The following is a 25872-nucleotide window of genomic DNA, read 5'->3' on the forward strand; positions in this document are numbered from 1 at the left end:
CCTGCCAGAAAGTCGGCCACGAAAGCGACACCAATGATGCTGATGTGACAATTGAGGCAATCAGTGCTTAACTAATCAATAGATCGCGAGGTGGCCTTCTCATACACCACCCGCCTGGACGCGGCCGCCTGACCGGCCTGCATCCCGGCCACCCCCACCCTGCCACAAACGCTGCGGCAGGCACCGACCAGGCGCAAGCGCCAAACCCCCGTTAGGGGGCAAGGGGCAAAGCCCCAAGGGGGTGTCGGGGGCGAAGCCCCTGACCGGGGCGCGGGGCAGAGCCCCGCCCGGGGTCAGTGGCCACCGCCGCGAGCCGTCAAGGCGAGCGGCGGTGGTCGCTGGCCCCGGCACCGGGGGGCGTGGGGGGTCGCCCCCCCACAATGAGTCGCCGCCGCCGCGAGCCGCCAGGCGAGCGGCGGGGGTCGCTGACCCCGCACCGGGGGGTGTGGGGGGTCGCCCCCCCACAATGACCCGCCCCCCCACAATGACACGACAGCAGCCCAAGGCCGTGGTTACACGGCCTTGGGCTGCTGTCGTGATCGAGAGTTACTTCTTTCCGGCCACCAGGTTCTTGAAGTCGGCGCCCGCCCTGAACTTGGGCACGGACGTCGCGGGAACCTCGATGGTCTTGCCCGTTGCCGGGTTCCGGGCCGTACGGGCCGGCCGGTCGGCCTTCTCGAACGAACCGAACCCCGTGATCGCGACCTTGTCGCCCTTGGCGACCGCGGTCTGGATCGCCTCCAGGATCGCGTCGACGGCCTCGGCTGCGGCCTTCTTGCTGCCCAGCCGGTCAGAGATGGCGTCGACCAGCTCACGCTTGTTCATGGGTTACTCCTCTAGTTCCCCCCTTGCCCGAACGAAACTAAAGGACCCATAGCATCGACACAATCACCTGCAAGCAAGAGTTCCCGTGTCGCAGGCGTTTTGGTCGGTCTCGCCCCCGTCTCGCCAGGCGCCGGACCGTTGCCGGCCACCTCGCACGCTAGCGGGCGTCGGGTGCCCGATGGAAATCGGAGAGGAACACTTCGAGCTTCCTGGCGGCCAGCTCGGGGTCGCGTTTGGCCAGGTCGGTGATGACCAGGAGGTGCCGGATCAGCCGCCGCCGGGTCTCGGCGGGCAGCGGCGCGACCCGGCGGTGGGCGTCCCGCAGCCGCTCTGCGAGCCGCGTCAGCGCCGGGTCGTCCCACTCGGGACCGGTCCACGGGACCGGCGTCTCCGGTTCGGTCAAGGTGCAAGCCCCCTTGCGATCCTCGCCCACCGCGGAGGGCGGGCGCCACTCCTGAAATTGTGCTCTGTGCGGGGACCGGTCCGTACATCCGGGTCGGGACCGGTCCCGCCGTCGCGGTGGGCGGGGATCGGCGGGGCGCGTGGTTCAGGGCTTGATCGCGACCGCGGTGTAGGGCGTCGTCAGGGTCGGGCGGGTGGTCAGCCGGGCGTTGGGCAGGTAGAGCCGGTTGTGGTAGGCGGCCGCCGTGGTCGGCGTGTCGAATCCGGGGTCGGTGATGCGGCGCGCGACGCGGGCCGAGGTGCCCGCCTTGTTGATCTTCAGTACGGAGACGGTGTTGAGCCTGTTCTGCACGACGTAGAGGGCGCAGTCCCGCAGCAGCAGGCCGTCGCCGTTGGTGAGGGTCTCGCCGCCGAGGTCGACCGCCTGGGTCGCCCCGGTGGACGGGTCGACCCGGAACAGGCGGCCGGTGTTGGTCTGGACGACCAGCAGGCCCTTGCCGTCCGGTGTCGGGACGATGCCGTTGGCGTTCTCCCCGGGACCGGTCACCAGGTCACCGGTGAGCGGGAGGCGCACGGGCTGCTCGGGGAGCGCCCCGTCCGCCCCGAAGGGAAGCTTGTAGAGCGCGGCCTCGGACGAGTTGGTGAACCAGGCCGCCCCGTTCGCGAGGACCACGTCGTTGATGTTGCTCACACCTGTGGCGAGGGTGTAGGTCGCCAGCACCTCGCCGGTGCGGGCGTTGAGGACGCGCGCGCTTCCGGCCGAGCCGCCGGCGACGAAGAGCCGGCCGCGCCTGTCGAGCTTGAGCCCCGCCGCGGGGGTGCCGGGCCCCTGGCTGAGGACGGCGCCCTGACCGGTGCGCAGGTCGGCACGGTAGATCGAGCCGTTGCCGAGCGATCCGAAGTACGCGTAGGGGCCCGATCCGATGGCGATGCCGTCGGGCCGCCAGCCGTTCGGGAGGGTGATGGTGGTCTGGAGGGCCGTCTGCACCTGCCGGCTCTGCTGCCCGGCGGCCGGCGTCCCGGCGTGTGCGGGGACACCGCCGGCGAGTACGCATCCTGCCACGATGATCGAGGTTGCGGCGATCGTCACATTACGGGTCATGGGTTTCGCGGCGCCCGGCCCCGTTTTCTCCTGCCGGTGGCGAGGCGCCGCTCCGTCCTTTCTCTGCTCTGCGTGAATTGAGGGACCGAGCGATTCGGGTCCGGTGAGCGCGGGGAGCCCTCCATTGGTTGGACGCGCCGCGAACCATGAGTCACCGGCTTTTCCGGCGGGGCCCGGGATGGCTGGTCCCGGGCCCCGCGGTCGTGCGCGAAAGGGGCGTGAGGTCGCAAGCCGTCGCTGCTAGATGGACTCGCCCCGGCAGTGGTGGTTCGGGAAGCCGGCGTCCTCGAGGCGCATGAAGCCCTGCTGGTTGATGATGTCGGTCACGCCGGCGCTGTCGGGGTCGCAGAGCCAGCCGGGGCCGGTGTTGTCGAAGCCGACCATGCGCAGCGCCTGCCCGTCATGGGCCTGCGCGGTGTCGATGACGTTGTAGACGAAACGGACGCCCTCGAACGAGTTGAACGGGGGCTCGACGATGACGTCGGGGTTGGGGGCGAGGCCGCCGTCGGTCCCGGTGACCGGGTTCATGCCCGCCTGGAGGCCCAGGAAGGCGCCGTTGCGCTTGTCGGTCTCCTTGCCGTTGCCCTGCGCGACCCACTGGGCCACCGAGAACGGCGAGATCGCCGCGTCCTTCGCCTCGTCGTCGATGCCGTCCAGGTCGTGCTCCTGGATCTGGATGACCGGGGGAGCTTCCGCGGCGTTGCACTTGTCGATGATGTCCTGGCTGGTGATGGGGTTGAAGCCCAGGACGGTGCCGGTGAAGAACGACAGGGTGCCGGAACCGTTCTGCGGCAGATAGCGCTGGATCTGCTGGTCCGAGCCGCCCACCTCGTTCCAGTTGGTGATGTCGCAGTCGTAGATGTCGCGGAGCTGGTCGACCGTCAGCGAACGCGAGTCCGGCGCGGCGCCGTCGAAGGCCGCCCAGGTGACCGCGTCGAGCGCGAACGCGTAGTACTGGAAGCCGGCCGGGTCGCTGCCGCTCGGGGGCGAGGAGGACCGGGCGATGTCGATGCACCCGGTGGTGGGGTTGTCGGTCGGCCAGGGCAGTCCCGGCCTCGCGTTCCCGGTGCCGGCGAGCGCGTTCCTGCCGTCGGTGGATCCGTTCGGGGCGGGGAAGGTGTTGATCCCGTCCGCCACGCCCTTGTTCACGTAGCTGCGCCCGCCGCTCGGTGACGTGCACGTGCCGTCAGCGGGCACGGTGAACGCCGGGTCGGCGGCGTTCGCCTGCACCGGGACGTTGTGGGCCGTGTCGGGGTCGGGGTTCGCCGCGTTGGCGGCGTTCCAGGCGGCGGCGAGGTCGCTCATCACGTCCTCGGTGGTGTCGGAGCCGGCGATCGTCAGCCTTTGCGGTACGCCGTCGGCCGCGGGCGCCGCGTAAGCGGGAGCCGTCGTGACCCCCACCAGCGCCAGCGCCAGCGCGCCTGCCGCCAGCACGCGGGTCTTGATGGAAGACATGGTGTCCTTTCCGCGAGACGCTCCGGGCCCTGTTGCCCGGTGCGACCTCATTCAGCGGCCCGCCCGTTAAGCCCGGCCTTCCATCCGGTGGACAACCGACGGCTCCCACCTTCAGGCCCGACGGCGTGACTCCCGGTCAGATTCGCGAACAGAAAGGAACAGAAAAAGGGCCGTGCCCGGTGAAAGCCTCCGGGCACGGCCCTTCTCGATAATCGCGTTTCGAGGAAACAGGTGCCTCAGCGTCGCCGGGCGAGGAAGACCGCGGCGCGGCGCAGCGGCGTGGCGATCAGCGCCAGCGCGTACGCCACGCGGGGCGGTGGCCGCCGGCCCGCCGAGCCGTACGCGGTGCCCGAGGTGAGCCCGTTGGTCAGGGCCAGCGCCGAAAGCGGGACGAGCAGCACGAGCGCGGCCATGCCGGCGAAGAGCGGGATGGAGGCGTCGTTGGCCGCCTTGAGCGCCTGCTGCTGGCCGCCGGGGGTCACCGGCCGGGTCGGATGGCGGCCTGCGGCTCCGGCGCTCGTGTCGCCCGTACCGCTGCCGGTGCCGCCGTCCGGCAGGGCGGAACCGGCGAGGTCGTCGCCGCCGGACCCGCCGCCACCGTCGTCATCGTCCTCGCCGTCGGGGTCGGCGCCGGCCGGGCAGGCCGTGTTCGGGCCGATCTGGCCCAGCCTTTCCGTCGCCTGCGTACGCAGCTCGCCCGGCAACGGGACGAGACCCGGGCTGAGCTGTCTCTGGCCACCGTCCGCGCTGACCAGGTCGCCCAGCACGTCGCGGACGAGTTTCGCCTTGCAGGCGTCGCCCAGTTGCGTGGCGGCGTTGGCGTATTCGACGAAGGTGAACGGATAGGCGCGGGGGTCGGTCTTGTCCAGGTCCGGGACGAGACTGCCGTCCGGCAACGCGGTCATGTCGTCGACGGCGGCGTTCAGGCTCTCCGCCGTCGGCGCCACGTACTCGCCCGCCGCGTTCTGTACCTTCGCCACCGGCAGGTTCAGCGCCTGGGCGGTCGCGAGGTCGGTGAGCACGAAGTTCAGGCAGGCCCCGGAGGCGTTGCCGTTGACGGCGGTGGAGCAGTCGGTGATCTCCGTCGCCACCTGCTTGTCGAGGTTGGCCCGGTCCGCCTTCAGCGGATGCGACTCCAGGTCGGTGCCGACCTGCCTGCTCAGCGGGCCGAGCTGCCAGATCTCGCCGACCGGCTCACCGGCCGCGTGGCCGTTGCGGGCGGTGGAGTACCTCCAGGCGTCCGGGGCGTGACGCGCCAGGTAGCGCGACAGGACCCAGTGCCCCACCTGGGGAGGCGCGTACCCCACGACGGCCACGCCGAAGCTCCGCCCGGTGGGCGGAATCGACCTGAAACTGCCGGGCACGCCCGGCAGGGTGCTCGCAAGCTGGGGGTTGGCGGCCAGCACCGGGTTGGTGGCCGGGTCGCCCTGGAAGGCGGTCCCCGGCTGCTCCAGGGTCCTGGCGAGCTGGTCGGCCGTGAGCCTGATGTCGTCGAGCTGTGTCGACCGGAGGCAGCGCGAGGCGGCGCACGAGTTGCTCGGCCACGCCTTCTTGAAGTACCCGCCGACGATGGCCAGGACCTCGGCGTTCAGCGCGACCGGCACCGGAACCGACCTGCGCTGGCCCGCGGCCGCCGGATCCTCGCCCACCGTCGCGCCGCCGGCGGCGAAGAACACATCGGGGAACACATCGCCGACCCCTGTGCGGAACTGGTCCCGCGCGGTCAGCTCGGGCACCGCCGTGAAGTCCAGATCCTGCTTCTTACCGCCCTGGCACCGGCGCTGCGCGAGCGCCATCTGCGTGCCCTCGAACCGGGGGGCGCCCACGGCGTCGACGTACTCGCCCTCCTCCGGAGCGCCGCAGCCCTCGATCTCGTCCGACTCCTTGACCGTGAACTCCAGCGAGGTCGTGTCGGTGATGATGCCCGCCGGCGCGTTGAAGGTGAACCTGATCGTGCACCGGTCACCGGGGGTGCAGGAGAAGTTCGCCCCGCCCGTGGTGAAGGTGGCCTCGTCCTCGGGAGGGATGATCACCGAGAACTCGATCCAGCCGTTCTCGTCGGGAGTCGCGGTGTTCGGGATGAAGCCGCTGAACCTCGGGGGCAGGCCGCCGGGGCTCCGGCAGCCCTTGGTCGGCTCGGGAACGCCGCAGATGGCGACGCCGTTGACGTACACCGTGCCGGAGACCTTGGCCTGGATCGCCACGTGCACCCGGTCGCCCGGCTGGACGCCGTCGGCGAAGTCGGCCAGGGTCGCCTGGGCGATCTCGTACTCGCCCGCCGCCGCCCGCGCGCCGGCACCGCCCACCGCTCCCGGGCCCAGCGACAGCGCCGCCGCGCAGCACAACAGGACCGACACGAAGGCCACCACGCGCGATGACCGCCGCATCAGGCCCGTCCGCCGTGTTCTCATCGATGCTCCTTGCACCCCTGTGATCCTCTGTCAGGCTCGGCGGCGGCCGAGCCGCCGGTCAACGCCCTCACGTCCCGCTTCATCGCGGTTCCGTCGGGCGTTCATCACCGCGACACCCGTGCCGTGACGGGACGGGGTGGGGGTCGCGAGGTCAGATCCACGCCGGCAGCAGGCGGGTGCCGGCCTCGGCGGCGAGGACGATGAGGGCCACCATGACCGGTGTCGTGAGCACGTAGGTCGACAGCGTCAGCCACCACCGGTACAGCAGCACGGACGCGACGGCGCTGCCCGCGAAGAGCACCCCGTAAAGGACCATCAGCGGGACGGCCGAGGGGTCGCCGTGCCGTCCGTCCTGGTGACGCGAGCGCGCGCCCTGGGGAGTGGGAGGGAAGGGCAGCCCCGTCGCCTTCGCCACCACGACCAGGGACCGGTGCCGCTCCCACGGGGTCCACGTCCAGGAGCTCACCAGGGTCAGCCGGTCGTCGGTGCTGCTCGCGTAGACGTCCCGGACGGCCAGGTTCGCGCGGCCGACCGACAGCACCTTGTACAGCGTCTGGCCCTGCGTGGTGGTGACGATGATGTCGTCCCCCGGACGCAGGGTGTCCAGCGTGCGGAACGGCGCGCCGAAGCCGTGGCGGCGCCCCACAACGGCCGAGTTGCCCGGCTGCCCGGGACCGGCCGTCCCCGGGACGTGACCGGGCCCGGCCTGCGTGCGCTCGGAGTCGGCGCCTTCCACCACGACCTGTTGCAGTCTCATGCGCGGGATCTGGATGATCGCCACCGGTTCGCCGAGCTCGGCGGCACGTGGCTTGTCCACCCTGCCGAACAGCGACTGCCGCTGGCCGACGACCTCGGCGATCCGGGCGCGGAAGTCACCGAGCAGCGCCCGCTGTTGCCGGCTTTCCAGCAGCGGGCCGAGCCCGTAGGCGAGCAGCCCGGCGCACATCACCGTGACCAGCAGCCAGACACCCGCCACCACGCCGATCCTGCGCGGATGCCACGGCGCCGGCCGCCGGGTGGTGCCGGGTCGTTCCTCGCGCGGACGGTGCGAAGCCCCGTCCGGAGGGGAGTCCGGCGCGGACTCGGTGGAGATCGCCTCGGTCACCGGTTTCCTCTCCTTCACGGGCCGCACGGGCTCATGTCGACATGGCGGAGCCGCCCGCGGCGACCCCCGGGTCAGCGTCAGCGGCCGCGTCGTACCCGGTCAACCCCCGGTCGGCGCGGCCCCGGACCGCTTCATCTCGGACCCGTCGGGCGTTAACCGGCGAGCCACCCGCGCAGGCGACCCGGCGGCGCACACTCATGCCGTACCGCCGGGTACGGGGGCACGGCCGCCCTTCCGTGCCCGCGCACGCCGCACGCACCCGCCTGCGCGCCCGCCCACGGAACCAGCACTGCGAGGACCACACGCGATGCCCACTCTCGCCGACGAAGCACCGGCGGCGGGGCCGCCCGCCCCGCCGCCCAGGCCCCGGCCGGTGGTGGATCGCCCCACCCGGCCCGACCGCCTGTTCAGCAGGGTCACCACGGCCGCCGCCGGAGCGATGTTCGCGTTGCTCTTCCTCATCGGCTTCTTCCTGCTCCTGCGTGCCGCACCGGCGCTGGAGACGGCGGGCTGGGGCTTCTTCACCACCGTCAACTGGCAGCTCAACGCCGACCCGCCGGTCTTCGGGGTGCTGGGCATGCTGTCCGGGACGGTGATCGTCGGGACCATCGCGTGCGTGTTCGCGCTTCCGGTGAGCGTCCTGGCCGCGCTGTTCATCACCGAGTACGCGAGTCCCCGGCTGCGCACCACGCTGACCGGGGTGGTCGATCTGCTCGCCGCGATCCCCAGCCTCCTGTACGGGCTGTGGGGGATGACGTTCCTGAACGAGCGGATCGTCCCGCTGTCGCGCTGGATCGGCGACAACCTCGGCTGGATCCCGATCTTCGACACCGCGCCGGAGGCGGAGCTGACCGGGTCGATGTTCATCGCGGGCCTGGTCGTCTCGCTGATGGTGATGCCGATCACCACGTCCATCATGCGGGAGGTCTTCGCGCAGACCCCGCCGGGCGAGAAGGAGGCGGCGCTCGCCCTCGGCGGCACCCGGTGGGGCATGATCCGCAGCGTCGTGCTGCCGTTCGGCCGCGGCGGGGTCATCGGCGGCTCGATGCTCGGCCTCGGCCGCGCGCTGGGCGAGACGATCGCGGTGAAGCTGCTGCTGCCGCAGGTCCCCATCCTGTCCGCCGACATCATGCAGGACGGCGGCTCGACCATCGCCGGGTTCATCGCCGCCAACGCCGGCACCCCGGACCTGGCGGAGGAGCTGCTGGCCTGCGGCCTCGTGCTGTTCGTCTTCACCATCGTGATCAACCTCGCGGCCGCGGCGATCATCGCGCGGAGCCGGTCCGGAGCGGATGTGGAGGCCCCCTGATGACCACGACCTCGGACGCGCCACGGACGGAGGGGGCCGCCGCACGGCCCGGATCCGCCGGGGCCGCGGGCGGAGCAGGTCGGCCGCCCCGCCGCCGGATGTCCGGCCTCACCCGCGGCGAGCTCGCGGTGCTCGGCGGGTGCGGCCTCTCGTCCTTTCTGTTCGTCTGGCTGATCCTCGCCAGGCTGACCGACGGGATCGGCCGGCTTGGCTGGCTGGTGGCCTGGTACGCCGTCTTCCTCGCCATGGTCTACGTCGTCACCTGGGACACCCTCGGTCGCAAGGCCGCCGCCGACCGGGTGGCCGCCACGATCATCCGCACCGGCATCCTGACGCTGATCCTCCCGCTGGGCTTCCTGCTGGTGTACGTGCTCGTGGAGGGGCTGCCCGCGCTGCGCCCCGGCTTCTTCACCGACGATCTGAGCGGCGTCACCCCCGAGATGCCCGCCTCGGCCGGCGGCGGCCTGCACGCGATCGTCGGCACCCTGGAGCAGCTCACCCTCGCGCTGCTGTGGACGGTGCCGCTGAGCGTGCTCACCGCGATCTTCCTCAACGAGACCCGGTCCCGGTTCCGGCGCCCACTGCGCATCCTGGTGGACGCCATGAGCGGCGTGCCGTCGATCGTGGCGGGACTGTTCGTCTACGCGGCGCTCATCATCCCGCTGGGCACCGGGTTCAACGGGTTCTCCGCCGGTATCGCGCTGAGCATCGTCATGATCCCGACCGTCACCCGGACCGTGGAGGTCGTGCTCCGGCTGGTGCCCAACGGACTGCGCGAGGCATCGCTCGCGCTGGGCGCGTCCCGGGCGCGGACCGTGTGGTCGGTCGTGCTGCCCACGGCGCGCAGCGGCGTGACCACGGCGGTGGTGCTCGGCATCGCCCGCACCGTCGGCGAGACCGCCCCGCTGCTGTTCACCTCGTTCGGGCTCGACCTCCTCAACGCCAACCCGCTCAAGGACCCGCAGGAAAGCCTGCCGCTCTTCGTGTACTCGAACGTGCAGAAACCCTCGGAGACCGCCGCGCAACGCGGGTTCACCGGCGCGCTGGTCCTGATCACCGTCGTCCTCGCCCTGTTCGCCGTCGCCCGCTTCATCGGCCGGGGCCGCCGTTCCGGCGGACGGCCCCGCGGAATGCGACGGCCCGCGAAGCCACAGAAAGGAACCCAGTGACCTCCACCGTCCCCGTCAAGGACTCAGGACCGGCGCCCGACCCGGGCACCACGGCAAGGCGTGAGATCACGCTGACCGGCGGTCCCCCGCCGGGCGCCGCCGAGCTGCTGGCCAAGGACGTGTGCGCCTGGTTCGGCGACCGCCTCGTCCTCGACCGGGTGAACCTGCGGATGGCCCCACGGCGGGTGACCGCGCTGATCGGCCCGTCCGGCTGCGGCAAGTCCACCTTCCTGCGCATCCTCAACCGGATGCACGAGCTGGTGCCCGGTGCCTCGCTGGCGGGCGAGGTGCTGCTCGACGGCGAGGACATCTACTCGGCCGCGCGGCGCGCCCAGGAGGTGCGGATGCGGATCGGGATGGTGTTCCAGAAGCCGAACCCGTTCCCGGCGATGACCATCCGCGACAACGTGCTGGCCGGGCTCAAGCTGGCAGGCATCAAGTGCGACGACAAGACCGCCCTGGTCGAGCAGAGCCTGACCAGGGCCGGGCTGTGGCGCGAGGTCAGGGACCGGCTCTCCGCCCTCGGCGGCGAGCTCTCCGGCGGCCAGCAGCAGCGGCTGTGCATCGCGCGGTCCCTCGCCGTACGGCCCAACGTCCTGCTCATGGACGAACCCTGCTCGGCGCTCGACCCGACCTCCACCCGCCGGATCGAGGAGACCATCGCCGAGATCGGGCACGAGGTCACCGTCGTGATCGTCACGCACAACATGCAGCAGGCGCAGCGGGTGTCCGACCACTGCGCGTTCTTCCTCGCCGCCGAGAACGAGCCCGGCCGCATCGTCGAGCACGGGCCTACCGACCGGATGTTCTCCTCCCCCGACGACCCCCGCACGCTCGACTACGTCAGCGGCCGCTTCGGCTGACGGCCGCCGGACCCGACGAGAGGCGTCATCTCCATGTTCTCCATGGCCCAAACCCGGCATCGTGCCATGCGCACCGGCCTCGCCACGGTCATCCTGCTCGCGGTCTGCTCGCTGGGCGCCGGGGTCGCCGCGCCCGAGGCGCGGGCGGCCACGCTCGTCAACGGCTCGGGCTCGACGTATGTCGAGCTGGCCATGGACGAGTGGACGCGCTCCGCCGACGCGCGGGGAATCAAGGTCAACTACACCGGCGTCGGGTCGCCGACCGGCGTGGGGCAGTACGACGCCAGGCAGACCGACTACGCCGGCACCGAGGCCGAGGTGAAGTCCCTCTACGGCGGCCGCAACACCCTGCCGCGCGGCTTCCAGTACGTGCCGGACGTCGCCGGCGCGATCGCGATCATGTACAACGTCCGGGATCGGGGCGGCAACAGGTACGACAAGCTGCACCTGGACCAGCGCACCATCTCACGGATCTTCACCGGGGAGATCTCGAACTGGTCGCACCCCGACATCACCAGGACCAACGGCGGCGTGGCGCTGCCCGACCAGCCCATCAGGGTCGTGTTCCGGACGGGGTCGTCCGGGACGACGGCACTGTTCTACGACTTCGTGCGCGAGGCCGCCCGCGACGTCTACGACAGGTTCCGGTCGAAGCACAACCTGCCCGACCGCCGCATCACCTCGCTGCCCGACACGCCCAACGACGTCGGCGGCCAGTTCGCGCCCAACATCGTGGGCAGGGGCGGCTCCGACGAGATGGCCCAGTTCGTCGGCAGCTCGGCATGGAGCATCGGCTACGACGAGTTCGGCTACGCCATCAAGCACGGCGTCGATGTCGCCTGGGTGAAGAACGGCGCCGGGAAGTGGACGAAGCCGTATGCCCTGAACATCTCCGAAGCGCTGAGGGACGCGACGCTGCGGCCCGACCTCTCACAGGAGCTCTCCGGGGTCTACACCTCCAAGAATCCCCTGGCCTACCCGATCTCCGCCTACAGCTACATGATGACCCAGTGCCTGCCCGGACGCGGGCGCCAGACGTGCGCGGGCCCGTACAGCGACGGTGGCAAGCAGTCCACGCTGGCGCAGTTCATGCGTTACGTCGCCTGCGACGGCCAGGTGAAGATGGCGCGGATCGGCTACTCGCCGCTCCCGACGAACCTCTCCCAGGAGATGGAGAACTCCGTCGCCCGGATGACCGGTGAACGCCCGCGGCGGCTCACACCGGGCAACTGCGCCAACCCGAGGTTCCACGGCAGCCTCGGCGCCGGCGCCGGCCCGCCGCGCGACCCGTTCGAGAACCTGCCCGGCGGCGTGGACGGGGCCACCAGCGGCGGGCGGAACTCGGCCGGGCCGAGCGCGAGCGCGACCGCCGGCAGCGGCTCCGGTGCGGGTGCCGGCCTGGGGACGGTCGCGGGCGGCTCCGGCCGGCAGCAGAACGCCAAGCCCGTCGGGTTCAACGGGCCCGGCGTTCCCGGCCTCGGCCCGCTACCGGCACTCGTGCTCATCGGAGCCCTCGTCGTCCCACCGGCCGTGATGGCGATCCGGAACAGGAACCGCGCTAGGCCGTGACGGGCATCCAGGGGGCGCGCCGCTCCTCGAAGGCGGCGATGTCGTCGGCGTGGCGCAGGGTCAGGCCGATGTCGTCCAGGCCCTCCATCAGCCGCCAGCGGGTGTAGTCGTCGATCTCGAAGGAGGCCGTGAGGTCCCCGGCGCGCACTTCGCGGGCGTCCAAATCGACGGTGATCTCGGTGGACGGGTCGCTCTCGATCCGGTCCTGCAGCGCCTCCACGGTCGCGCCCGGCAGGACCACCGGCAGCAGGCCCATCTTGGTCGAGTTGTTGCGGAAGATGTCGCCGAAGCGGGGCGCGATGACGACCCGGAACCCGTACTGCTGCAAGGCCCAGACCGCGTGCTCGCGGGACGAGCCCGTCCCGAAGTCCGGCCCGGCGACCAGGATGCTGCCGCCCTCGTACTGGGGCTGGTTGAGCACGAACTCCGGGTCCTCGCGCCAGGCGGCGAACAGGCCCTTCTCGAAGCCGGTGCGGCTGACCTGCTTGAGCCAGACGGCCGGGATGATCTGGTCGGTGTCGACGTTGCTGCGGCGCAGCGGCACGCCCCGGCCGGTGTGGATGGTGAACGCTTCCATGTCGTGGGCTTCCTTGTCTAGAGGTCGGCGGGGGCGGTGAGGCGACCGGTGACGGCCGTCGCGGCCGCGACGGCGGGCGACACCAGGTGGGTGCGGCCTCCGGGCCCCTGCCGGCCCTCGAAGTTGCGGTTGGACGTGGACGCGCTGCGCTGGCCGGGCGTGAGCTGGTCGGGGTTCATGCCCAGGCACATCGAGCAGCCGGCCTCGCGCCATTCGGCCCCGGCGGCGGAGATGACCGCGTCGAGCCCCTCCTCCTCGGCCTGCTTCTTGACCCGCATGGAGCCGGGGACGACCAGCATGCGGACGCCGTCGGCCACCTTGCGTCCCTCCAGGACGCCGGCGACGGCGCGCAGGTCCTCGATGCGGCCGTTGGTGCAGGACCCGACGAAGACGGTGTCGACCTCGATCGCGCGCAGCGGGGTGCCCGGGGTCAGCCCCATGTATTCCAGGGCCCGCTCGGCGGCCTGCCGCTGCACCGGGTCGTCGAAGGACGCCGGGTCGGGCACGGACTCGGCCAGCGGCAGCCCCTGGCCGGGGTTGGTGCCCCAGGTGACGAACGGGGTGAGCTCGGAGGCGTCGATCACGACCTCCTTGTCGAAGGTCGCGTCGTCGTCGGTGCGCAGGGACGTCCAGTACTCGACGGCCCGGTCCCAGTCGCTCTCATTCTGAGGGGACGACCCCCCAGACCCCCCGGCAACGGCGCCGGCCGGCGCGTGCGGGCGGCCCTTCAGGTAGGCGAAGGTGGTCTCGTCCGGGGCGATCATCCCGGCGCGGGCGCCGGCCTCGATGGACATGTTGCAGACCGTCATCCGGCCCTCCATCGACAGCGACCTGATCGCCTCGCCGCGGTACTCGATGATGTGGCCCTGGCCGCCGCCGGTGCCGATCCGGGAGATCACCGCGAGGATGAGGTCCTTGGCGGTGACGCCCTCGGGCAGCGTGCCGTTCACGGTCACGGCCATGGTCTTGGGCTTGATCTGCGGCAGGGTCTGGGTCGCCAGGACGTGCTCGACCTCGCTGGTGCCGATGCCGAACGCGAGGGCGCCGAACGCGCCGTGCGTGGAGGTGTGGGAGTCGCCGCACACCACGGTCATGCCGGGCTGGGTCAGGCCGAGCTGGGGGCCGATGACGTGGACGATGCCCTGGCCGTCGTCCCCCATGGGGTGCAGCCGGATGCCGAAGTCGGCGCAGTTCTTGCGGAGCGTCTCGACCTGGGTGCGCGACACCGGGTCGGCGATGGGCGCCAGCAGGTCCTTGGTGGGGACGTTGTGGTCCTCGGTGGCGATCGTCAGCTCGGGGCGGCGCACCTTGCGCCCGGCCATGCGCAGGCCGTCGAACGCCTGCGGGCTGGTGACCTCGTGGACGAGGTGCAGGTCGATGTAGAGCAGGTCCGGCTCGCCCTCGGCTCGTCGCACCACGTGCGCGTCGTAGACCTTCTCGGCCAGTGTGCGGCCCATCGATTCCACCTCACCTGATCGGTACCTTGCTCGCGGGCTCTCCCGCCGGGTTGCATCTCATATTACGAGACGGCAATATCAAGACATGGACAACTCTAGCGGAGTCGGCGTACTTGACAAAGCCGTTCTCGTCCTGAACGCCCTCGAAGCCGGCCCCGCCTCGCTGGCGCAGCTCGTGCAGAGCACCGGGCTGGCCCGCCCGACCGCCCACCGGCTCGCCGTCGCGCTGGAGTACCACCGCCTCGTCCACCGCGACACCCAGGGCCGGTTCATCCTGGGCCCGCGGCTGGCCGAGCTGGCGGTGGCGGCCGGGGAGGACCGGCTGCTGGCCGTCGCCCAGCCCATCCTGGCGCAACTGCGGGACCACACGGGAGAGAGCGCGTCCCTTTTCCGGCGCCAGGGCGACGTCCGGATCTGCGTGGCGGCGGCCGAGCGCAGCAGCGGCCTGCGCGACACCATCCCGGTCGGCGCGGCGCTGCCGATGACCGCGGGGTCGGCGGCGCAGATCCTGCTGGCGTGGGAGGAGCCCGACCGGCTGCACCGGGGACTGCGCGGCGCCAAGTTCGAGGCCGCCACACTGGCCGCGGTACGCCGCCGCGGCTGGGCGCAGAGCGTGGGCGAGCGCGAGCAGGGCGTCGGCTCCGTCTCCGCCCCCGTCCGCGGCGCCGCCGGACGGGTGATCGCGGCCGTCTCGGTGTCCGGACCGCTGGAACGCCTCACCCGCTCCCCCGGCCGCCTGCACGCCGGTCCCGTCGTGGCCGCCGCCGAGAAGATCTCCGCGTCGATGCGCCGCACACCTTCGTAGGACGCGGCCTCATAGACGGGACCTCATAGGACGCGACTACATGGGACGCGGCCTCATGGGACGCGGCGCGGTCCTGCCCTACCATCCGGGTTGGGAGGGCGCATGACCGATCACGAGGCCGAGCTGCGGCGACGCCTGGAACGGCTGTCCCTGGAGGAGAAGGTCGGGCTGCTGACCGGGGCGGGCTTCTGGACGCTGCGCCCGGCGGAGAAGATCGGCCTGGCCCCGCTCGTGCTGTCGGACGGCCCCAGCGGCGTGCGCGGCACCACCTGGGACGAGCGCGACCACAGCCTGCTGTTCCCCTGCCCCACCGCGCTCGCCGCCACCTGGGACCCGGACGCCGCCTTCGAGGCGGGACGGCTGAACGGCGCGCAGGCCCGCGACAAGGGCGTCCACGTCCAGCTCGCCCCGACGGTCAACCTGCACCGCACCCCGCTGGGCGGCCGCCACTTCGAGAACTACTCCGAGGACCCGCTGCTCACCTCGCGGATCGCGGCCGGTTTCGTGCGGGGCGTGCAGTCCGCGGGGGTGGCGGCGACGGTCAAGCACTTCGTCGGCAACGACTCCGAGACGGCGCGGATGTCGTACGACGCGATCATCGACGACCGCACCCTCCGCGACCTGTACCTGCGCCCGTTCGAGGAGACGGTCCGCCGCGCCGGGGCCTGGGCGGTGATGGCCGCCTACAACCGGGTCAACGGCGTCACGATGACCGAGCACCGGGAGCTGATCACCGGCCTGCTGAAGGGCGAGTGGGGGTTCGACGGCGTGGTCGTCTCGGACTGGACGGCGCTGCGTTCCACCGTGCCCGCCGCCGAGGCCGGGATGGACCTGGAGATGCCGGGGCTCCCCACGTCCCCCTGGCGGGAGAACCTGGTGCGGGCCGTCCGCGAAGGCGAGGTCGCCGAGGAGCTGATCGACGACAAGGTGCTGCGCCTGCTGCGGCTCGCCGCCCGCGTCGGCGCGCTGGACGGGCTGCCGGGCCCGCCCCCGGTCACCACGCCGCCCGACGCGCGGCGCCGGCTCCGCGACCTGGCGTCCCTGGGCATGGTCCTGCTGCGCAACGACGGCACGCTGCCGCTGCGCGCGGCGACCACGGTCGCGCTGATCGGCCCGAACGCGGTGCGGTTCGCCGCGCAGGGCGGAGGCAGCGCGCATGTCGAGCCCGCGCACGTGGTGACGCCGGCCGAAGGGCTGCGGCGCGCCCTGGGCGGGGACGCGGAGATCACCGTCCACGCCGGCGTCCACCCGCACGGGCGGCCGGCGCCGCCGCCGCTCGCGCTCATGACCGACCCCGAAACCGGCGAGCCGGGCGCGCGGGCCGACTACCTGGACGCCGACGGCGGGCTGCTGCTGTCGGAGCACCGCCGCGCCGCCACGCTGCGCTTCCTCGGCGCAGGCGCCCCCGAGGCGACCAGGCAGATCGTGCTGCGCGCCCGGTTCACCCCCGACCGCGGCGGCGTTCACACCTTCGCCGTCACCGGCATCGGCGACTTCGAGCTCCGCGTCGGGACGGACGTGACGTCGCTCACCCTCGTCCCCGAGGGCGAGGACGCCGTCGAGTCCCTGATGAAGCCGCCCGAGCACCGCGTGACCGCCGAGCTGCCCGCCGGGCTGCCCGTCCCCGTCGAGCTCCGGCACACCTTCACCTACCCGCCGCTCGTCCTGACGTTCGGCATCGGCTACCGGGAGCCCCACCTGGGCGAGGACGCCGAGCTGGCCGCCGCCGTCGAGGCCGCCCGCTCCGCCGACGCCGCCATCGTGGTCGTCGGGACGAACGACGAGGTCGAGAGCGAGGGCTACGACCGTACGACCCTGGTCCTGCCCGGCCGCCAGGACGACCTGGTCTCGGCCGTCGCCGCCGTCAACCCCCGTACCGTGGTGGTGGTCAACGCGGGCGCGCCCGTCCTGATGCCGTGGCGGAACGAGGTCGCCGCCATCCTCTGGTCCTGGTTGCCGGGGCAGGAGGGCGGCGACGCCATCGCCGACGTGCTCACGGGGCTGGCCGAGCCGGGTGGGCGGCTCCCCACCACCTTCCCGGTCACGGAGACGGGCGTCCTGTCCCCGGTGCCGGGGCCCGACGGCACCCTCGAGTACGCCGAGGGCACCGCGATCGGCTACCGGTACTACGCCCCGGAGGACGTGGCGTACCCGTTCGGCCACGGCCTCGGTTACACCACCTGGGAGTACGAGTCGGTGACCGCGTCCGGGCCGGGCGGCACGGCCGAGGTCACCGTGCGCAACACCGGCGACCGGGCGGGCCGTGAGGTCGTCCAGTGCTACGCCTCGGCGCCGTCCCTGCCCCTCCGCCTGGCGGGCTTCGCCGTCGCGGACGCCGCTCCGGGCGAGACGGTCACCGTCACCGTGTCCCTGGACGAGCGTCTGACCGGCCCGTACCGGCTGGACATCGGCCGCTCCATCGCCGACCTACGGCTCGACACGGAGATCCGCTAGGCCGCGCGGCCCTCTCCGCCGGACGGCACCGTGTGAAAGATCGCTACGATGACGTGCATGGACCGCTGGACCGATCGGCTGCTCGCCGAGGGAAGCGATCCCGATCCCCGCTTCACCCTCGCCAACGAGCGCACCTTCCTGGCCTGGATCCGCACCGCCCTCGCCGTGATCGCGGGCGGCGTGGGCGTGGCCCTGACCGGCGACATGCTCGCGGCGCCCCTCCGGCAGGGCCTGTCGATCGCCTTCTCCCTCACCGGGGCGCTCATCGCCGGCATGGCGTTCCGCCGCTGGCTCCGCACCGAACGCGCCCTGCGCCGCTCCGAGACCCTGCCTCCCCCGGCACTGGCGCCGATCATGTCCTACGGCCTGGCCCTGTGCGCGACGGTCCTGCTCGTCGCCCTCCTCGTGACCCGATGAGCGTGCTGCGGGACCGCGGAGCCCAGCCCGAACGCACCGCCCTCGCCTGGTATCGCACCACCCTCGCCCTGGCCGCCGCCGGGCTGCTCTGCGTACGCCTGGCCCCGTCCACGCCCGGCGCCGTCCTCGCCGCCGCCGCGGTCTGCGGCGCGGTCTCCCTCCAGCTCCGCCGCGCCCTCAAGCGCCACCCGCGCCGTACGCCCCGCCACCTGGCCGATCCGGTGTCCGTGCTGCTCGCGACCGCCGTCACCGTCCTGTTCGCCGTCATGGGGCTGCTCTTCGCGCTCGGGGCCTGACGACTACCCTCGGTCGGGTGCCGTTCATCAGCCTGACCACCGACTTCGGCCACGCCTACACCGCGACCTGCGCGGGCGTCATCTACACGATCGCGCCGGGCGCGACCGTGCTCACGCTCTCCGACGAGGTCCCCGCGTACGGGATCGTCGAGGGCGCGATGCTCCTCCGGCAGGCGCTCCCGTACCTGCCCGAGGGTGTCCACGTGGGCATCGTCGACCCGGGCGTGGGCACGGCCCGCCGTCCGATCGCGATCGTCACCGGGCGCGGGGACGTGCTGATCGGCCCCGACAACGGCCTGCTGGTCCCGGCCGCCGAGAAGCTGGGCGGGCCGGTGCGGGCGCATGTGATCGAGAACCCCTCCTTCCGGCTGCCGAGCGTGTCGGCGTCCTTCCACGGCCGCGACGTCTTCGCCCCGGCGGCCGCGCACATCGCCAAGGGCACGGACCTCGCCGACCTCGGCCCCGAGATCACCGACCCGCTGCCGCTGGACCTGCCCGCGCCCGCGATCGGCAACGGGGAACTGCGAGCCCCGATCCTCTACGTCGACCGCTTCGGGAGCCTCATCCTCAACGCCACCACCGCCGACCTGGAGGCGGCCCTCGGCCCGACGCCCCACGGCACGCAGTTGTCCGTTGACGGGGCGCCCGTCCCGTACGCGGCGACCTACGGAACGGTGCCGAAGAACCATCCCCTGGTCTGGGAGGACTCGTCCGGGCTGCTGGGCGTCGCGGTGAACCAGGGATCGGCCGCCGAGCGTTTCGGTCTGGGCGGCGGGGACGTCGTGACCCTGCGCCGGGCACAATGATCGACATGCCCGACCTCGATGTGGTCGCCTGGGTGCATGCCGCCCACGGCAGGATGCTTGCGGTGCGCGCCCGCGGCCGCGACCTGCTCTACCTTCCGGGCGGCAAGCGCGAACCCGGCGAGGACGACTGGACGGCCCTCTCCCGCGAGGTGCGCGAGGAGCTGTCGGTGACCTTGGACCGTCCCACCTTCCGCGAGCTGGGCGTCGTCCACACCACCGCCCACGACCAGCCGGCCGACACCAAGGTCAGGATGGCCTGCTTCACCGCCGCCTACCGCGGCGAGATCACGGCGACCGCGGAGGTCGACGAGTATCTCTACGTGTCACCGTCGGAGCGGGACCTTCTGGCACCCGCCGCCCAAGCCGCCCTGGACCTCGCCATCGAACGGGGACTGCTCGGCTGAAGGAAACCTCTACGCGCTCGTGTGGTACCCCCGAGCGGATTCGAACCGCCGTTACCGCCTTGAGAGGGCGGCGTCCTAGGCCACTAGACGACGGGGGCCAGAACAACGACCACAGCCATGATGCCCGTAAGAACACCACCCGAACAACCCGATTCCACCCAACGCGATCTTGCGACACGAGGGCGGAGCCCGAACATCCGGGGGGTTCCAGGGACATCTCCTGGGCCGACACCAAGGTCACCGGCGCGTCACCCAAAGACGACGAGCACAACGACCCCGGTCGTACCCCCGAGCGGATTCGAACCGCCGTTACCGCCTTGAGAGGGCGGCGTCCTAGGCCACTAGACGACGGGGGCCGGAACTAACCATTGCCAGCGGCCGGCGATACGGTTGCGGAGCAACGAACAGCCTGGACCGAAGACGCTGGGGTACCAGGACTCGAACCTAGACTAACTGAACCAGAATCCGAACTGGCGTCCAGCGAGCCCTACTCTAGCGGTAAGTCGTGACCGCACCAAACCGCTTCCAACCAGCGTCGCCCGGCTGGAAGCGGTCTGGCGCGATGTCCGGCCGTGTCCGGTGGTCAACGGGCGTCACTGGGCCACCGTTCCCCATCCGTTCCCAGTGGAGCCGCTACCCGCCCTTGAGCGCTTCGGCGATCCGCCGGCGAGCGGCGGCATCCTGCCCAACCATGCACTTGGCGTACGTCTTGAGCAGCACGTCTACGCTGTTGCCTGCCCACTCGGCCACCTGCTTGGGCGGGATGCCCGCGTTGAGCCACGTCGACAGGCACGTGTGCCGCAGGTCGTAGGGCCGCTTCATGAGCGGTGAGTCCTGTTCTTTGGCCGTGAGCACCTTCTCCCGGGCACGGCCGAACACCTTGCGGATGGTCTCGCCGGGGACGACATCGGCCCGGACCCCACGGAACAGCCGGCCCTCCTTGCCCGTCCCGAACTCCTCCAGGTGGCGACGGAACAGCCGGACCTGGACCGGCGGTATGGGGATGGGACCGCGGGTCTCCCCCTCGGCGCGGTGCTTGGGCATCTCGCGGCTATCCCGCCGTTCGCCGCTGTCCGTCCAATCACGCGCCACCTCCGGCGCGACGGGGCCGACGTACAGCTCTCCCCAGTCCTCTTCTTCCGACGGGTCCTCGTACGTCCCCGTGGCCGGATTCAGGACGCGCGTCGGCAGGATGAGATTGTGCTCCGCAATCTCCACCGCTTCCTCGGGGCGCAGACCGCAGTAGAGCATTGCCCCGAACAGCGCCACGAGTCGCCGACCGCTCGGGTCCTGCTTTTCGACGGCGGCCAGGAACGCGCGTCCTTGCGCCGGGTTGATGACCGAACGGCGGTCCACTTCGCTCGATGCTCTGACGGTAATCCACTTCCGGCCTGTCAACGGGTTCGCCAGCAGCGCTTTACGCAGAACCGCGTATTCGAGCGCGTTATGCAGGATGCCGCGATACTTCTTCACTGTCACGGCTGCCATCCGCTTGCCATCCTGCCGTGTGGTGATGGCATCTAGAACGGACTCCAGTACCTCGGGGTCGGCCAGGACATCAACGTTGGGCAAGTTCTGAGAAACCCACTTGAGAACGGAAATGACGTGTTCCGGTGCGTGCGGGCGCTGTTTCGTGTTGTACGCCCATCTGCTGAGCGCGTGACGTATCGCCTTGTCGTCCGGGCGCCCGCGGTCGGCCTTGAGCAGAGCCACCGTCGCCAGCATGAGCACACGGGCGATGTCCGCACGATGCTTGGCGGAAGCGTCCTTCCACTTCCTGTCCGCGAACGCACAGGCGAACTCGTACCAACTCATGCGGTTCGTTGCCCGCTGCCAGGAGACAGGGCGGCCGGTGCTAAGGCTAAAAGCCTCCCCTTTACGTGCAGCCGACACTAGGTCAGACCGGAAGCTATCCGCTTGAGCGGACTTCTTGAAAGGCTCGCGAAAGGTTTGCGTTCCCACCTTCCAGCCGACGCGATACGAGGTGACCTTACCGGCGGCGTTCTTACGCGCCTCTATGGCGTAAACGCTGACGTTGTAACTCGTGTCGGCCATCAGGCGTCCACCTTGCGCTCTTCCCACCAGCGGTCAAGGTCGTCCCGGCTGACGCGCAGCTCGCCGTTGCCGATTTTGTAGCAGGGCGGCGCGATGCCCTTAGCCCGCCACTCGTAGAACGTCGATCGTGAGATCTTAATCTCTGCGCATACCTCGGCCAGTGTGAGTTTCTCGTTGGAACGAATTACCGTCTTCTTCACGGGCGTCCTCGCTTCTGAGGAGGCGGTCGGAGTTGCTGCGGGGTTGCCGTCGCCGACGGCGTGCTTGGTGGCGTGTGCGCCGGCGCCGGGTCGAGGCGGGCCAGGGGTAGCCGTCCCAGCCGTCCCAGGGTCGTTTTCGCTGGTCAGCCCTGGGACGGCTTTTCGGGTGGGACGGCTTGAGCCGTCCCAGGGACGTCCGGTGGGACGGCTCAAGCCGTCCCAGGGGGTGAAGCCGTCCCGGGGCTGACCTGGGGCGGGACGGCTGGGACGGGTGGGACGCCTACCCCTGGGAGGGTGAGCACGGTGGCCGGTGCGGCGTTGTCGTCGGCGGGGTCGTCGGCGGGGCAGTAGCGCGCCCATGCGTCGAGGAAGTCGGCGCGCTGGTAGCCCTTGGCCTGGCCTCCACCGGGGAAGCGGATGTTGGCGGATCGGATGTCGTATTCGCGCAACAGCGCGCCGAGCCGCATGGCGGTCAGCCCGTTGGGGCCGTAGTCGGCCCAGGGCGCTTCCGGGTCGGCCTTGAGCCGCTCCAGAAGCACCGATGTGGGAAGGGCGTTGTCGGCGCCGAACGCGGCGCGGCAGTCGGCCAGCAGGCGGAGCCGGGGTGAGGGTTGGCCGTTGTCGTCGGCCTCGGCGGTGAGGGCCAGGACGGCGGCGCGGGCGCGTTCGGGCCAGCGCCCGCCGGCGAGGTCGGCAACAGCCACGAGGGGCTCCCACGTGTCGGCGGCGCGGTCCTCGACCGGCATGGGAGGTTCGGCGACCTCCAGGGCAGCCAGGTTGCCGCGGAGCCAGCGGTTAAGCTCGTCGGCCAGGTTGCGCAGCGGTGGGCGGTCGCGGCGGTGCCGGAAGGGGGCGACGGCCTCGCCGGGGGCGCGGCGGCGCATGCGGATGACGACGGCGCGGTCTTCGATGGTGTCGGGCATGGCGCCGATGCCGGCGAGCGCGGCCATGGCGAAGGTGGGGATGGATTCGACGGTGTTGCGGTTGGCGTCGTAGCGCTTGGCCGGGCGGTTGCGCTGGTGTCCGGCGTTGAGCAGCCCGCGCAGATCCTCGTTGCCCTCGGCCTTGGCGCCAAAGATGGTGTCGGCCTCGTCCACGAGCAGGGTGGGCGGGTCGGCGGTGATGGACCGGTAGACCGCGGCCGGACTGCTGTTGACCGTGATGAACGGCTCGTGACACGTGGCCTCCACCATGTCCAGAAGGCGGGACTTGCCGCACCGCTTCTCCGGTGCCCGGATCACCAGCCGCGGGGCGTGCGGCCAGGCCGGTTGCGCGTGCGTGGCGGCGATCCACAGCGTGACCGCATCGGCGGCGTAGCTGCTGGGCAGGATCACATACCGGGTGAGGGCGACGCGGAGCTTGTCCAGCAGGGCGGCACCGTCGATCGGCTGCCGGTCGGCGGGGTGAGTGTGGGTCATGCTGCGTTCCCCCTGGTGATGGTGCGCGGGTTGCGGGTGCCGGCGGCGAGCGCGGACCGGATGGTGGCGCGGGCGTCGGCGGGTGTGAAGGCGTTGGGGCCGGTGCAGAAGTGGACGGCGGCGGCGTTCCATAGCGCGTCGTTGGCGGCCTCTTCGGGGAGCACGCCGGCGCCGACCAGGCGGCCGAGGTTGTAGGCGGCTTTGTTGAGGGCGTGGTTGCGGCCACCGGTCACGGCGCCGGTCACCCGTGCCAACTCCCCCTTGAGTGCCGCTTGGACGTAGGCGGGCAGGTCGGCCACCTGCGCGCGGCCGGTGGGGGCACTCAAGGGAGGGGGTGGCGGGGTGCGTGCGGTGGTCAGCAGGTCGGCTAGCCAGGGCGGTAGCGGCGCCGGCGGCCGGTCGTTGACGACCTGGTAGGCGCCGGTGCCGTCGGGCAGGTTCACCACGCTTCCGGGTGCCACGACGTAGCCGCCGGCGGCGCGGGTGTCGATCAGCCAGCCCAGGCCGGTGCGGTGCCGTCCGGTGGTGTTGCGCAGCTCGGCGCCGGGCGGTGCGGTGAAGTACAGGTGGGTGCCTCCCGTGGCCGTTCGAACGGTGAAGGTGTCGGCGGGGTAGGGCTGGCCGTGCCGGTCGGCGAGCGCGGCGAGCACCTGGGCGCCGTCGGCGGCGCCGGCCCATTCGGGCGGCGGGCTCTGGCCGGGCTTGGGCCGGTCGAGGTCGATCACGACCAGCCCGGAGGGGCCGCACGCGATCCCGACGTTGAGGGAGGGTCGGTGCTGCCAGCACCGTTGGATGCGGGCGCGGTCGGCGGTGGCGCGGCCCTCCCAGTCGGCCACCGCCGGCGGCTTTTTGACCCGGGGGCGGATGGGGAAGACGCGCCATCCCCGCTCGGCGCACGCCAGCGCGGCGGCCAACAGGTCCCCATCACGGTCCTGCGCGGGCGCGGCGGGGTCATTGACGAGTTGCGCCGTCTGGGCGTCGGCACCTGGCCGGGTGCCCGACGCTGCGCGTGCGGCGGCCTCGGCGCACGTCTTGTGGGAGGGTCGGCCGGACTCGTCGAGGCAGAACGCGCCGCGCCCGCAGCGGATGCAGGGCAGGCGGTGCCCTCCGCCGAAGTGCTGCGCATCGCGCCAGTCCAGACCACTGGCGGGCGTGGGGGTGGTCATGTGGGTTTCCTCAGTCCTCGGAAGGGGCGGACGGCAGCCGACCCGTCCGCGCGGCGTATGGCGACGTTGCGGGGCGCGGTGCCGGACGGGCCGTGCCAGTGCAGCCAGGGCGGGCAGGCCGGGGCCGGGTCGGTCTTGGACGGGGGCCGCCAGCGGGCCAGGACGGTGACCGGGCGGCCGGCTTCCAGGTAGGTCGTCCTCACGCGACCCCCTCGGGTTTCGCCGTGGTGGAACACGACGCGTCGTACGGGGCCTCAGACGACGCGTCGTCTCCAGCTGGGAGCGACGGGTCGGGGCGGCCGGTGAAGATGGCCCAGGCGCGGGTCACGGCGCCCGAGCCGGGGAACAGGTCGTCCAGGGTGTCGCCGGGGGCGGCGCCCAGCAGGTCGAAGACCCAGCGGCAGAACGCGGCGGGTTTGGCGCCGATCACCCTGCCCGGCAGGGTCGTCATCGGCGCGACCCCGTGCACGAGGGAGTCCACCCGACGTGTCGCGTCCGCCGGTGGACGCGACACATCCGATGGGCGGCCACCTGAGTAGATGACCGGTTCCCAGGCGTTGAGCGGCCACCGTGCGGGGGTGGGGCGCTCGCCCTTGTGCCAGGCGGCCACGCGGACCCCGGGCGGGCACAGCGCCAGCACGGCGGGCAGCGCGGCGGCCGAGGTCGACAACGCCCACCCGTCATAGGTGGCCAACCGGGCGATGAGCGCGGCGTGGTCGACTTCCCCGGCGTAGTCGCGGTGGCCGCGGTACAGCCGGGCATTCCCCGGATAGGGCGGGTCGGCGTAGGCCAGCCGTAGCGGACGGCCGCCCGCGACGGCTCCCCCCTCGTGAGTGCCGATGGTGCGGGTGAAGCGGTGCCGGGCTTGGCGGCACCGGGTCGAGCAGCACACCGCGTCCCGCCGCATGGTCACTGGGATCGGTCCCTGGCACCAGGCGCACACCCGTCGCGTCCCGCCATCGGTAGCCGACTCGTCTTGCTCGGCGTGGCCGGTGACGAACTGGGCGGCGTGCTCGGCGGCGCGGGCGGCCTCGGCCGTGGTCATCGGCCGCGTCATGCCGCATCACCGTGCCCGGTGGTGGCGTGAGCGTCGGCCAGCAGGGCAGCCAGGGCTGCGGCGCCCTGCTGGGGCACCACGCCGTTGCCCAGCAGGGTGAGTTGCCGGTTGCGGGACAGGCCGGGCACGGCGGTGACCCACCCGTCCGGCAGGCCCATCAGCCACTCGACGAACCGGGGGGCTAGCCGGGGCCGTCCGGCTCGTCCGGGTTCAGTGGGATCTGGAGCTGTCCGGCCGGTGATGTGCTCCCATCGGGCGATGGCGGGCGCGTAGCGTCCCCAGCGAGCAACGTCGGCAGGGACGGGCCGCCGGTCCGGGTCGGCAGGTCGGTACCCTTGCCGTCCCTGGCGGTCGGTGTGGGCAGCAGCGTCACGGCCGAGGGCAACATCAGGTCGCCCTTGCTGCCGCGCTGGTTGGGGCCGCCCTTGGTGCCGTCCGTCGCGCGGGGCGTGGGCAGCAGCATCACGGCGGTGCGCAGGTCCGGGCCGCCCTGCCCATGGGTGCCGGGGCCGTTGGTGTCGGAGGTGCGCGGGGTCGGCAGCAACGAGAA

The 25872-nt window shown here is 71.9% G+C and carries 26 protein-coding genes and 2 tRNA genes; 10 read left to right on the plus strand and 18 right to left on the minus strand.

What is annotated here, in order from left to right; genetic code table 11:
- Nucleotides 1–546 precede the first annotated feature (546 nt).
- The 6 genes from QSK21_RS13445 to QSK21_RS13470 all read right to left on the minus strand — a co-directional run bounded on the left by QSK21_RS13445 (nt 547) and on the right by QSK21_RS13470 (nt 7300).
- Nucleotides 547–825: an HU family DNA-binding protein gene (locus tag QSK21_RS13445; RefSeq protein WP_285695995.1), complete on the minus strand. Its 279-nt coding sequence runs from the start codon at nt 823–825 to the stop codon at nt 547–549.
- Nucleotides 826–982: 157 nt separating this feature from the next.
- Nucleotides 983–1228 (minus strand): SCO5555 family protein, encoded by a 246-nt coding sequence (locus QSK21_RS13450; RefSeq protein WP_285695996.1) that lies wholly within the window; start codon nt 1226–1228, stop codon nt 983–985.
- Nucleotides 1229–1372: 144 nt separating this feature from the next.
- Complete coding sequence (locus QSK21_RS13455) at nt 1373–2317, minus strand: NHL repeat-containing protein (RefSeq protein ID WP_285695997.1); 945 nt, start codon at nt 2315–2317, stop codon at nt 1373–1375.
- A gap of 252 nt (nt 2318–2569) precedes the next feature.
- A complete protein-coding gene (locus QSK21_RS13460; RefSeq protein WP_285695998.1) occupies nt 2570–3784 on the minus strand; it encodes a substrate-binding domain-containing protein in 1215 nt (404 codons plus the stop codon).
- 236 nt (nt 3785–4020) lie between these two features.
- Nucleotides 4021–6195: a hypothetical protein gene (locus tag QSK21_RS13465; protein ID WP_285696000.1), complete on the minus strand. Its 2175-nt coding sequence runs from the start codon at nt 6193–6195 to the stop codon at nt 4021–4023.
- A 151-nt stretch (nt 6196–6346) separates the two neighbouring features.
- Nucleotides 6347–7300, minus strand: coding sequence for a class E sortase (locus QSK21_RS13470; RefSeq protein WP_285696001.1), 954 nt, complete (start codon nt 7298–7300; stop codon nt 6347–6349).
- A 307-nt stretch (nt 7301–7607) separates the two neighbouring features.
- Between QSK21_RS13470 and pstC the strand changes: the two genes are divergently transcribed.
- From pstC to QSK21_RS13490, 4 genes are all read left to right on the plus strand, one after another.
- Complete coding sequence (gene pstC, locus QSK21_RS13475) at nt 7608–8609, plus strand: phosphate ABC transporter permease subunit PstC (protein ID WP_285696002.1); 1002 nt, start codon at nt 7608–7610, stop codon at nt 8607–8609.
- Nucleotides 8609–9778, plus strand: coding sequence for a phosphate ABC transporter permease PstA (gene pstA, locus QSK21_RS13480; RefSeq protein WP_285696003.1), 1170 nt, complete (start codon nt 8609–8611; stop codon nt 9776–9778). The genes pstC and pstA overlap by 1 nt, the downstream gene beginning before the upstream one ends.
- Before the next feature lie 104 nt (nt 9779–9882).
- Nucleotides 9883–10641 (plus strand): phosphate ABC transporter ATP-binding protein, encoded by a 759-nt coding sequence (locus QSK21_RS13485; protein WP_285696259.1) that lies wholly within the window; start codon nt 9883–9885, stop codon nt 10639–10641.
- 66 nt (nt 10642–10707) lie between these two features.
- Nucleotides 10708–12210 (plus strand): substrate-binding domain-containing protein, encoded by a 1503-nt coding sequence (locus QSK21_RS13490; RefSeq protein ID WP_285696004.1) that lies wholly within the window; start codon nt 10708–10710, stop codon nt 12208–12210.
- On the opposite strand, the gene leuD is transcribed toward QSK21_RS13490, so the two are convergent.
- Together leuD and leuC are read right to left on the minus strand one after the other, a co-directional pair.
- Nucleotides 12200–12787 (minus strand): 3-isopropylmalate dehydratase small subunit, encoded by a 588-nt coding sequence (gene leuD / locus QSK21_RS13495; protein ID WP_285696005.1) that lies wholly within the window; start codon nt 12785–12787, stop codon nt 12200–12202. The genes QSK21_RS13490 and leuD overlap by 11 nt on opposite strands.
- 17 nt (nt 12788–12804) lie before the next feature.
- Nucleotides 12805–14244 carry a 3-isopropylmalate dehydratase large subunit gene (gene leuC / locus QSK21_RS13500; protein WP_285696006.1) on the minus strand — a complete coding sequence of 480 codons (1440 nt, stop codon included), beginning with the start codon at nt 14242–14244 and terminating at the stop codon, nt 12805–12807.
- Nucleotides 14245–14329: 85 nt separating this feature from the next.
- Here leuC and QSK21_RS13505 point away from each other — a divergent pair, with 85 nt between their 5' ends.
- From QSK21_RS13505 to QSK21_RS13530, 6 genes are all read left to right on the plus strand, one after another.
- The gene (locus QSK21_RS13505) at nt 14330–15049 is read left to right on the plus strand and encodes an IclR family transcriptional regulator (protein WP_285696007.1); all 720 of its coding nucleotides are present in this window, start codon (nt 14330–14332) and stop codon (nt 15047–15049) included.
- Between the two features lie 102 nt (nt 15050–15151).
- Nucleotides 15152–17503 (plus strand): glycoside hydrolase family 3 protein, encoded by a 2352-nt coding sequence (locus QSK21_RS13510; RefSeq protein ID WP_285696009.1) that lies wholly within the window; start codon nt 15152–15154, stop codon nt 17501–17503.
- A gap of 57 nt (nt 17504–17560) precedes the next feature.
- Entirely contained in the window at nt 17561–17920 is a 360-nt protein-coding gene (locus QSK21_RS13515; RefSeq protein ID WP_285696010.1) for a YidH family protein, read from the plus strand.
- On the plus strand, nt 17917–18216 hold the full coding sequence (locus QSK21_RS13520; protein ID WP_285696011.1) for a DUF202 domain-containing protein: 300 nt from the start codon (nt 17917–17919) through the stop codon (nt 18214–18216). The genes QSK21_RS13515 and QSK21_RS13520 overlap by 4 nt, the downstream gene beginning before the upstream one ends.
- A 17-nt stretch (nt 18217–18233) precedes the next feature.
- Complete coding sequence (locus tag QSK21_RS13525; protein WP_285696012.1) at nt 18234–19022, plus strand: SAM hydrolase/SAM-dependent halogenase family protein; 789 nt, start codon at nt 18234–18236, stop codon at nt 19020–19022.
- Nucleotides 19023–19027: 5 nt separating this feature from the next.
- Entirely contained in the window at nt 19028–19426 is a 399-nt protein-coding gene (locus QSK21_RS13530) for an NUDIX hydrolase (RefSeq protein ID WP_285696013.1), read from the plus strand.
- A gap of 22 nt (nt 19427–19448) precedes the next feature.
- On the opposite strand, the gene QSK21_RS13535 is transcribed toward QSK21_RS13530, so the two are convergent.
- The 10 genes from QSK21_RS13535 to QSK21_RS13580 form a co-directional block, all read right to left on the minus strand.
- Nucleotides 19449–19524: transfer RNA gene (locus QSK21_RS13535), tRNA-Glu, on the minus strand.
- A gap of 185 nt (nt 19525–19709) precedes the next feature.
- A tRNA-Glu gene (locus QSK21_RS13540) sits at nt 19710–19782 on the minus strand.
- 277 nt (nt 19783–20059) lie between these two features.
- Complete coding sequence (locus QSK21_RS13545) at nt 20060–21481, minus strand: tyrosine-type recombinase/integrase (RefSeq protein ID WP_285696014.1); 1422 nt, start codon at nt 21479–21481, stop codon at nt 20060–20062.
- Complete coding sequence (locus QSK21_RS13550) at nt 21481–21681, minus strand: helix-turn-helix transcriptional regulator (RefSeq protein WP_285696016.1); 201 nt, start codon at nt 21679–21681, stop codon at nt 21481–21483. The genes QSK21_RS13545 and QSK21_RS13550 overlap by 1 nt, the downstream gene beginning before the upstream one ends.
- Nucleotides 21682–21890: 209 nt before the next feature.
- Nucleotides 21891–23099 carry a DUF3631 domain-containing protein gene (locus tag QSK21_RS13555; RefSeq protein ID WP_285696018.1) on the minus strand — a complete coding sequence of 403 codons (1209 nt, stop codon included), beginning with the start codon at nt 23097–23099 and terminating at the stop codon, nt 21891–21893.
- Nucleotides 23096–24265, minus strand: coding sequence for a bifunctional DNA primase/polymerase (locus QSK21_RS13560; RefSeq protein ID WP_285696020.1), 1170 nt, complete (start codon nt 24263–24265; stop codon nt 23096–23098). The genes QSK21_RS13555 and QSK21_RS13560 overlap by 4 nt, the downstream gene beginning before the upstream one ends.
- The gene (locus QSK21_RS13565; RefSeq protein ID WP_285696021.1) at nt 24262–24468 is read right to left on the minus strand and encodes a hypothetical protein; all 207 of its coding nucleotides are present in this window, start codon (nt 24466–24468) and stop codon (nt 24262–24264) included. Before QSK21_RS13565 ends, QSK21_RS13560 begins: the two co-directional genes overlap by 4 nt.
- Nucleotides 24465–25322, minus strand: coding sequence for a hypothetical protein (locus tag QSK21_RS13570; RefSeq protein WP_285696022.1), 858 nt, complete (start codon nt 25320–25322; stop codon nt 24465–24467). The genes QSK21_RS13565 and QSK21_RS13570 overlap by 4 nt, the downstream gene beginning before the upstream one ends.
- Nucleotides 25319–25480: a hypothetical protein gene (locus QSK21_RS13575; protein WP_285696279.1), complete on the minus strand. Its 162-nt coding sequence runs from the start codon at nt 25478–25480 to the stop codon at nt 25319–25321. Before QSK21_RS13575 ends, QSK21_RS13570 begins: the two co-directional genes overlap by 4 nt.
- A gap of 23 nt (nt 25481–25503) precedes the next feature.
- Nucleotides 25504–25866, minus strand: coding sequence for a hypothetical protein (locus tag QSK21_RS13580; RefSeq protein WP_285696280.1), 363 nt, complete (start codon nt 25864–25866; stop codon nt 25504–25506).
- Nucleotides 25867–25872 lie beyond the last annotated feature (6 nt).

Origin of the sequence: Actinomadura sp. NBRC 104412 (assembly GCF_030269515.1) — a bacterium.
Taxonomy (GTDB): domain Bacteria; phylum Actinomycetota; class Actinomycetes; order Streptosporangiales; family Streptosporangiaceae; genus Spirillospora.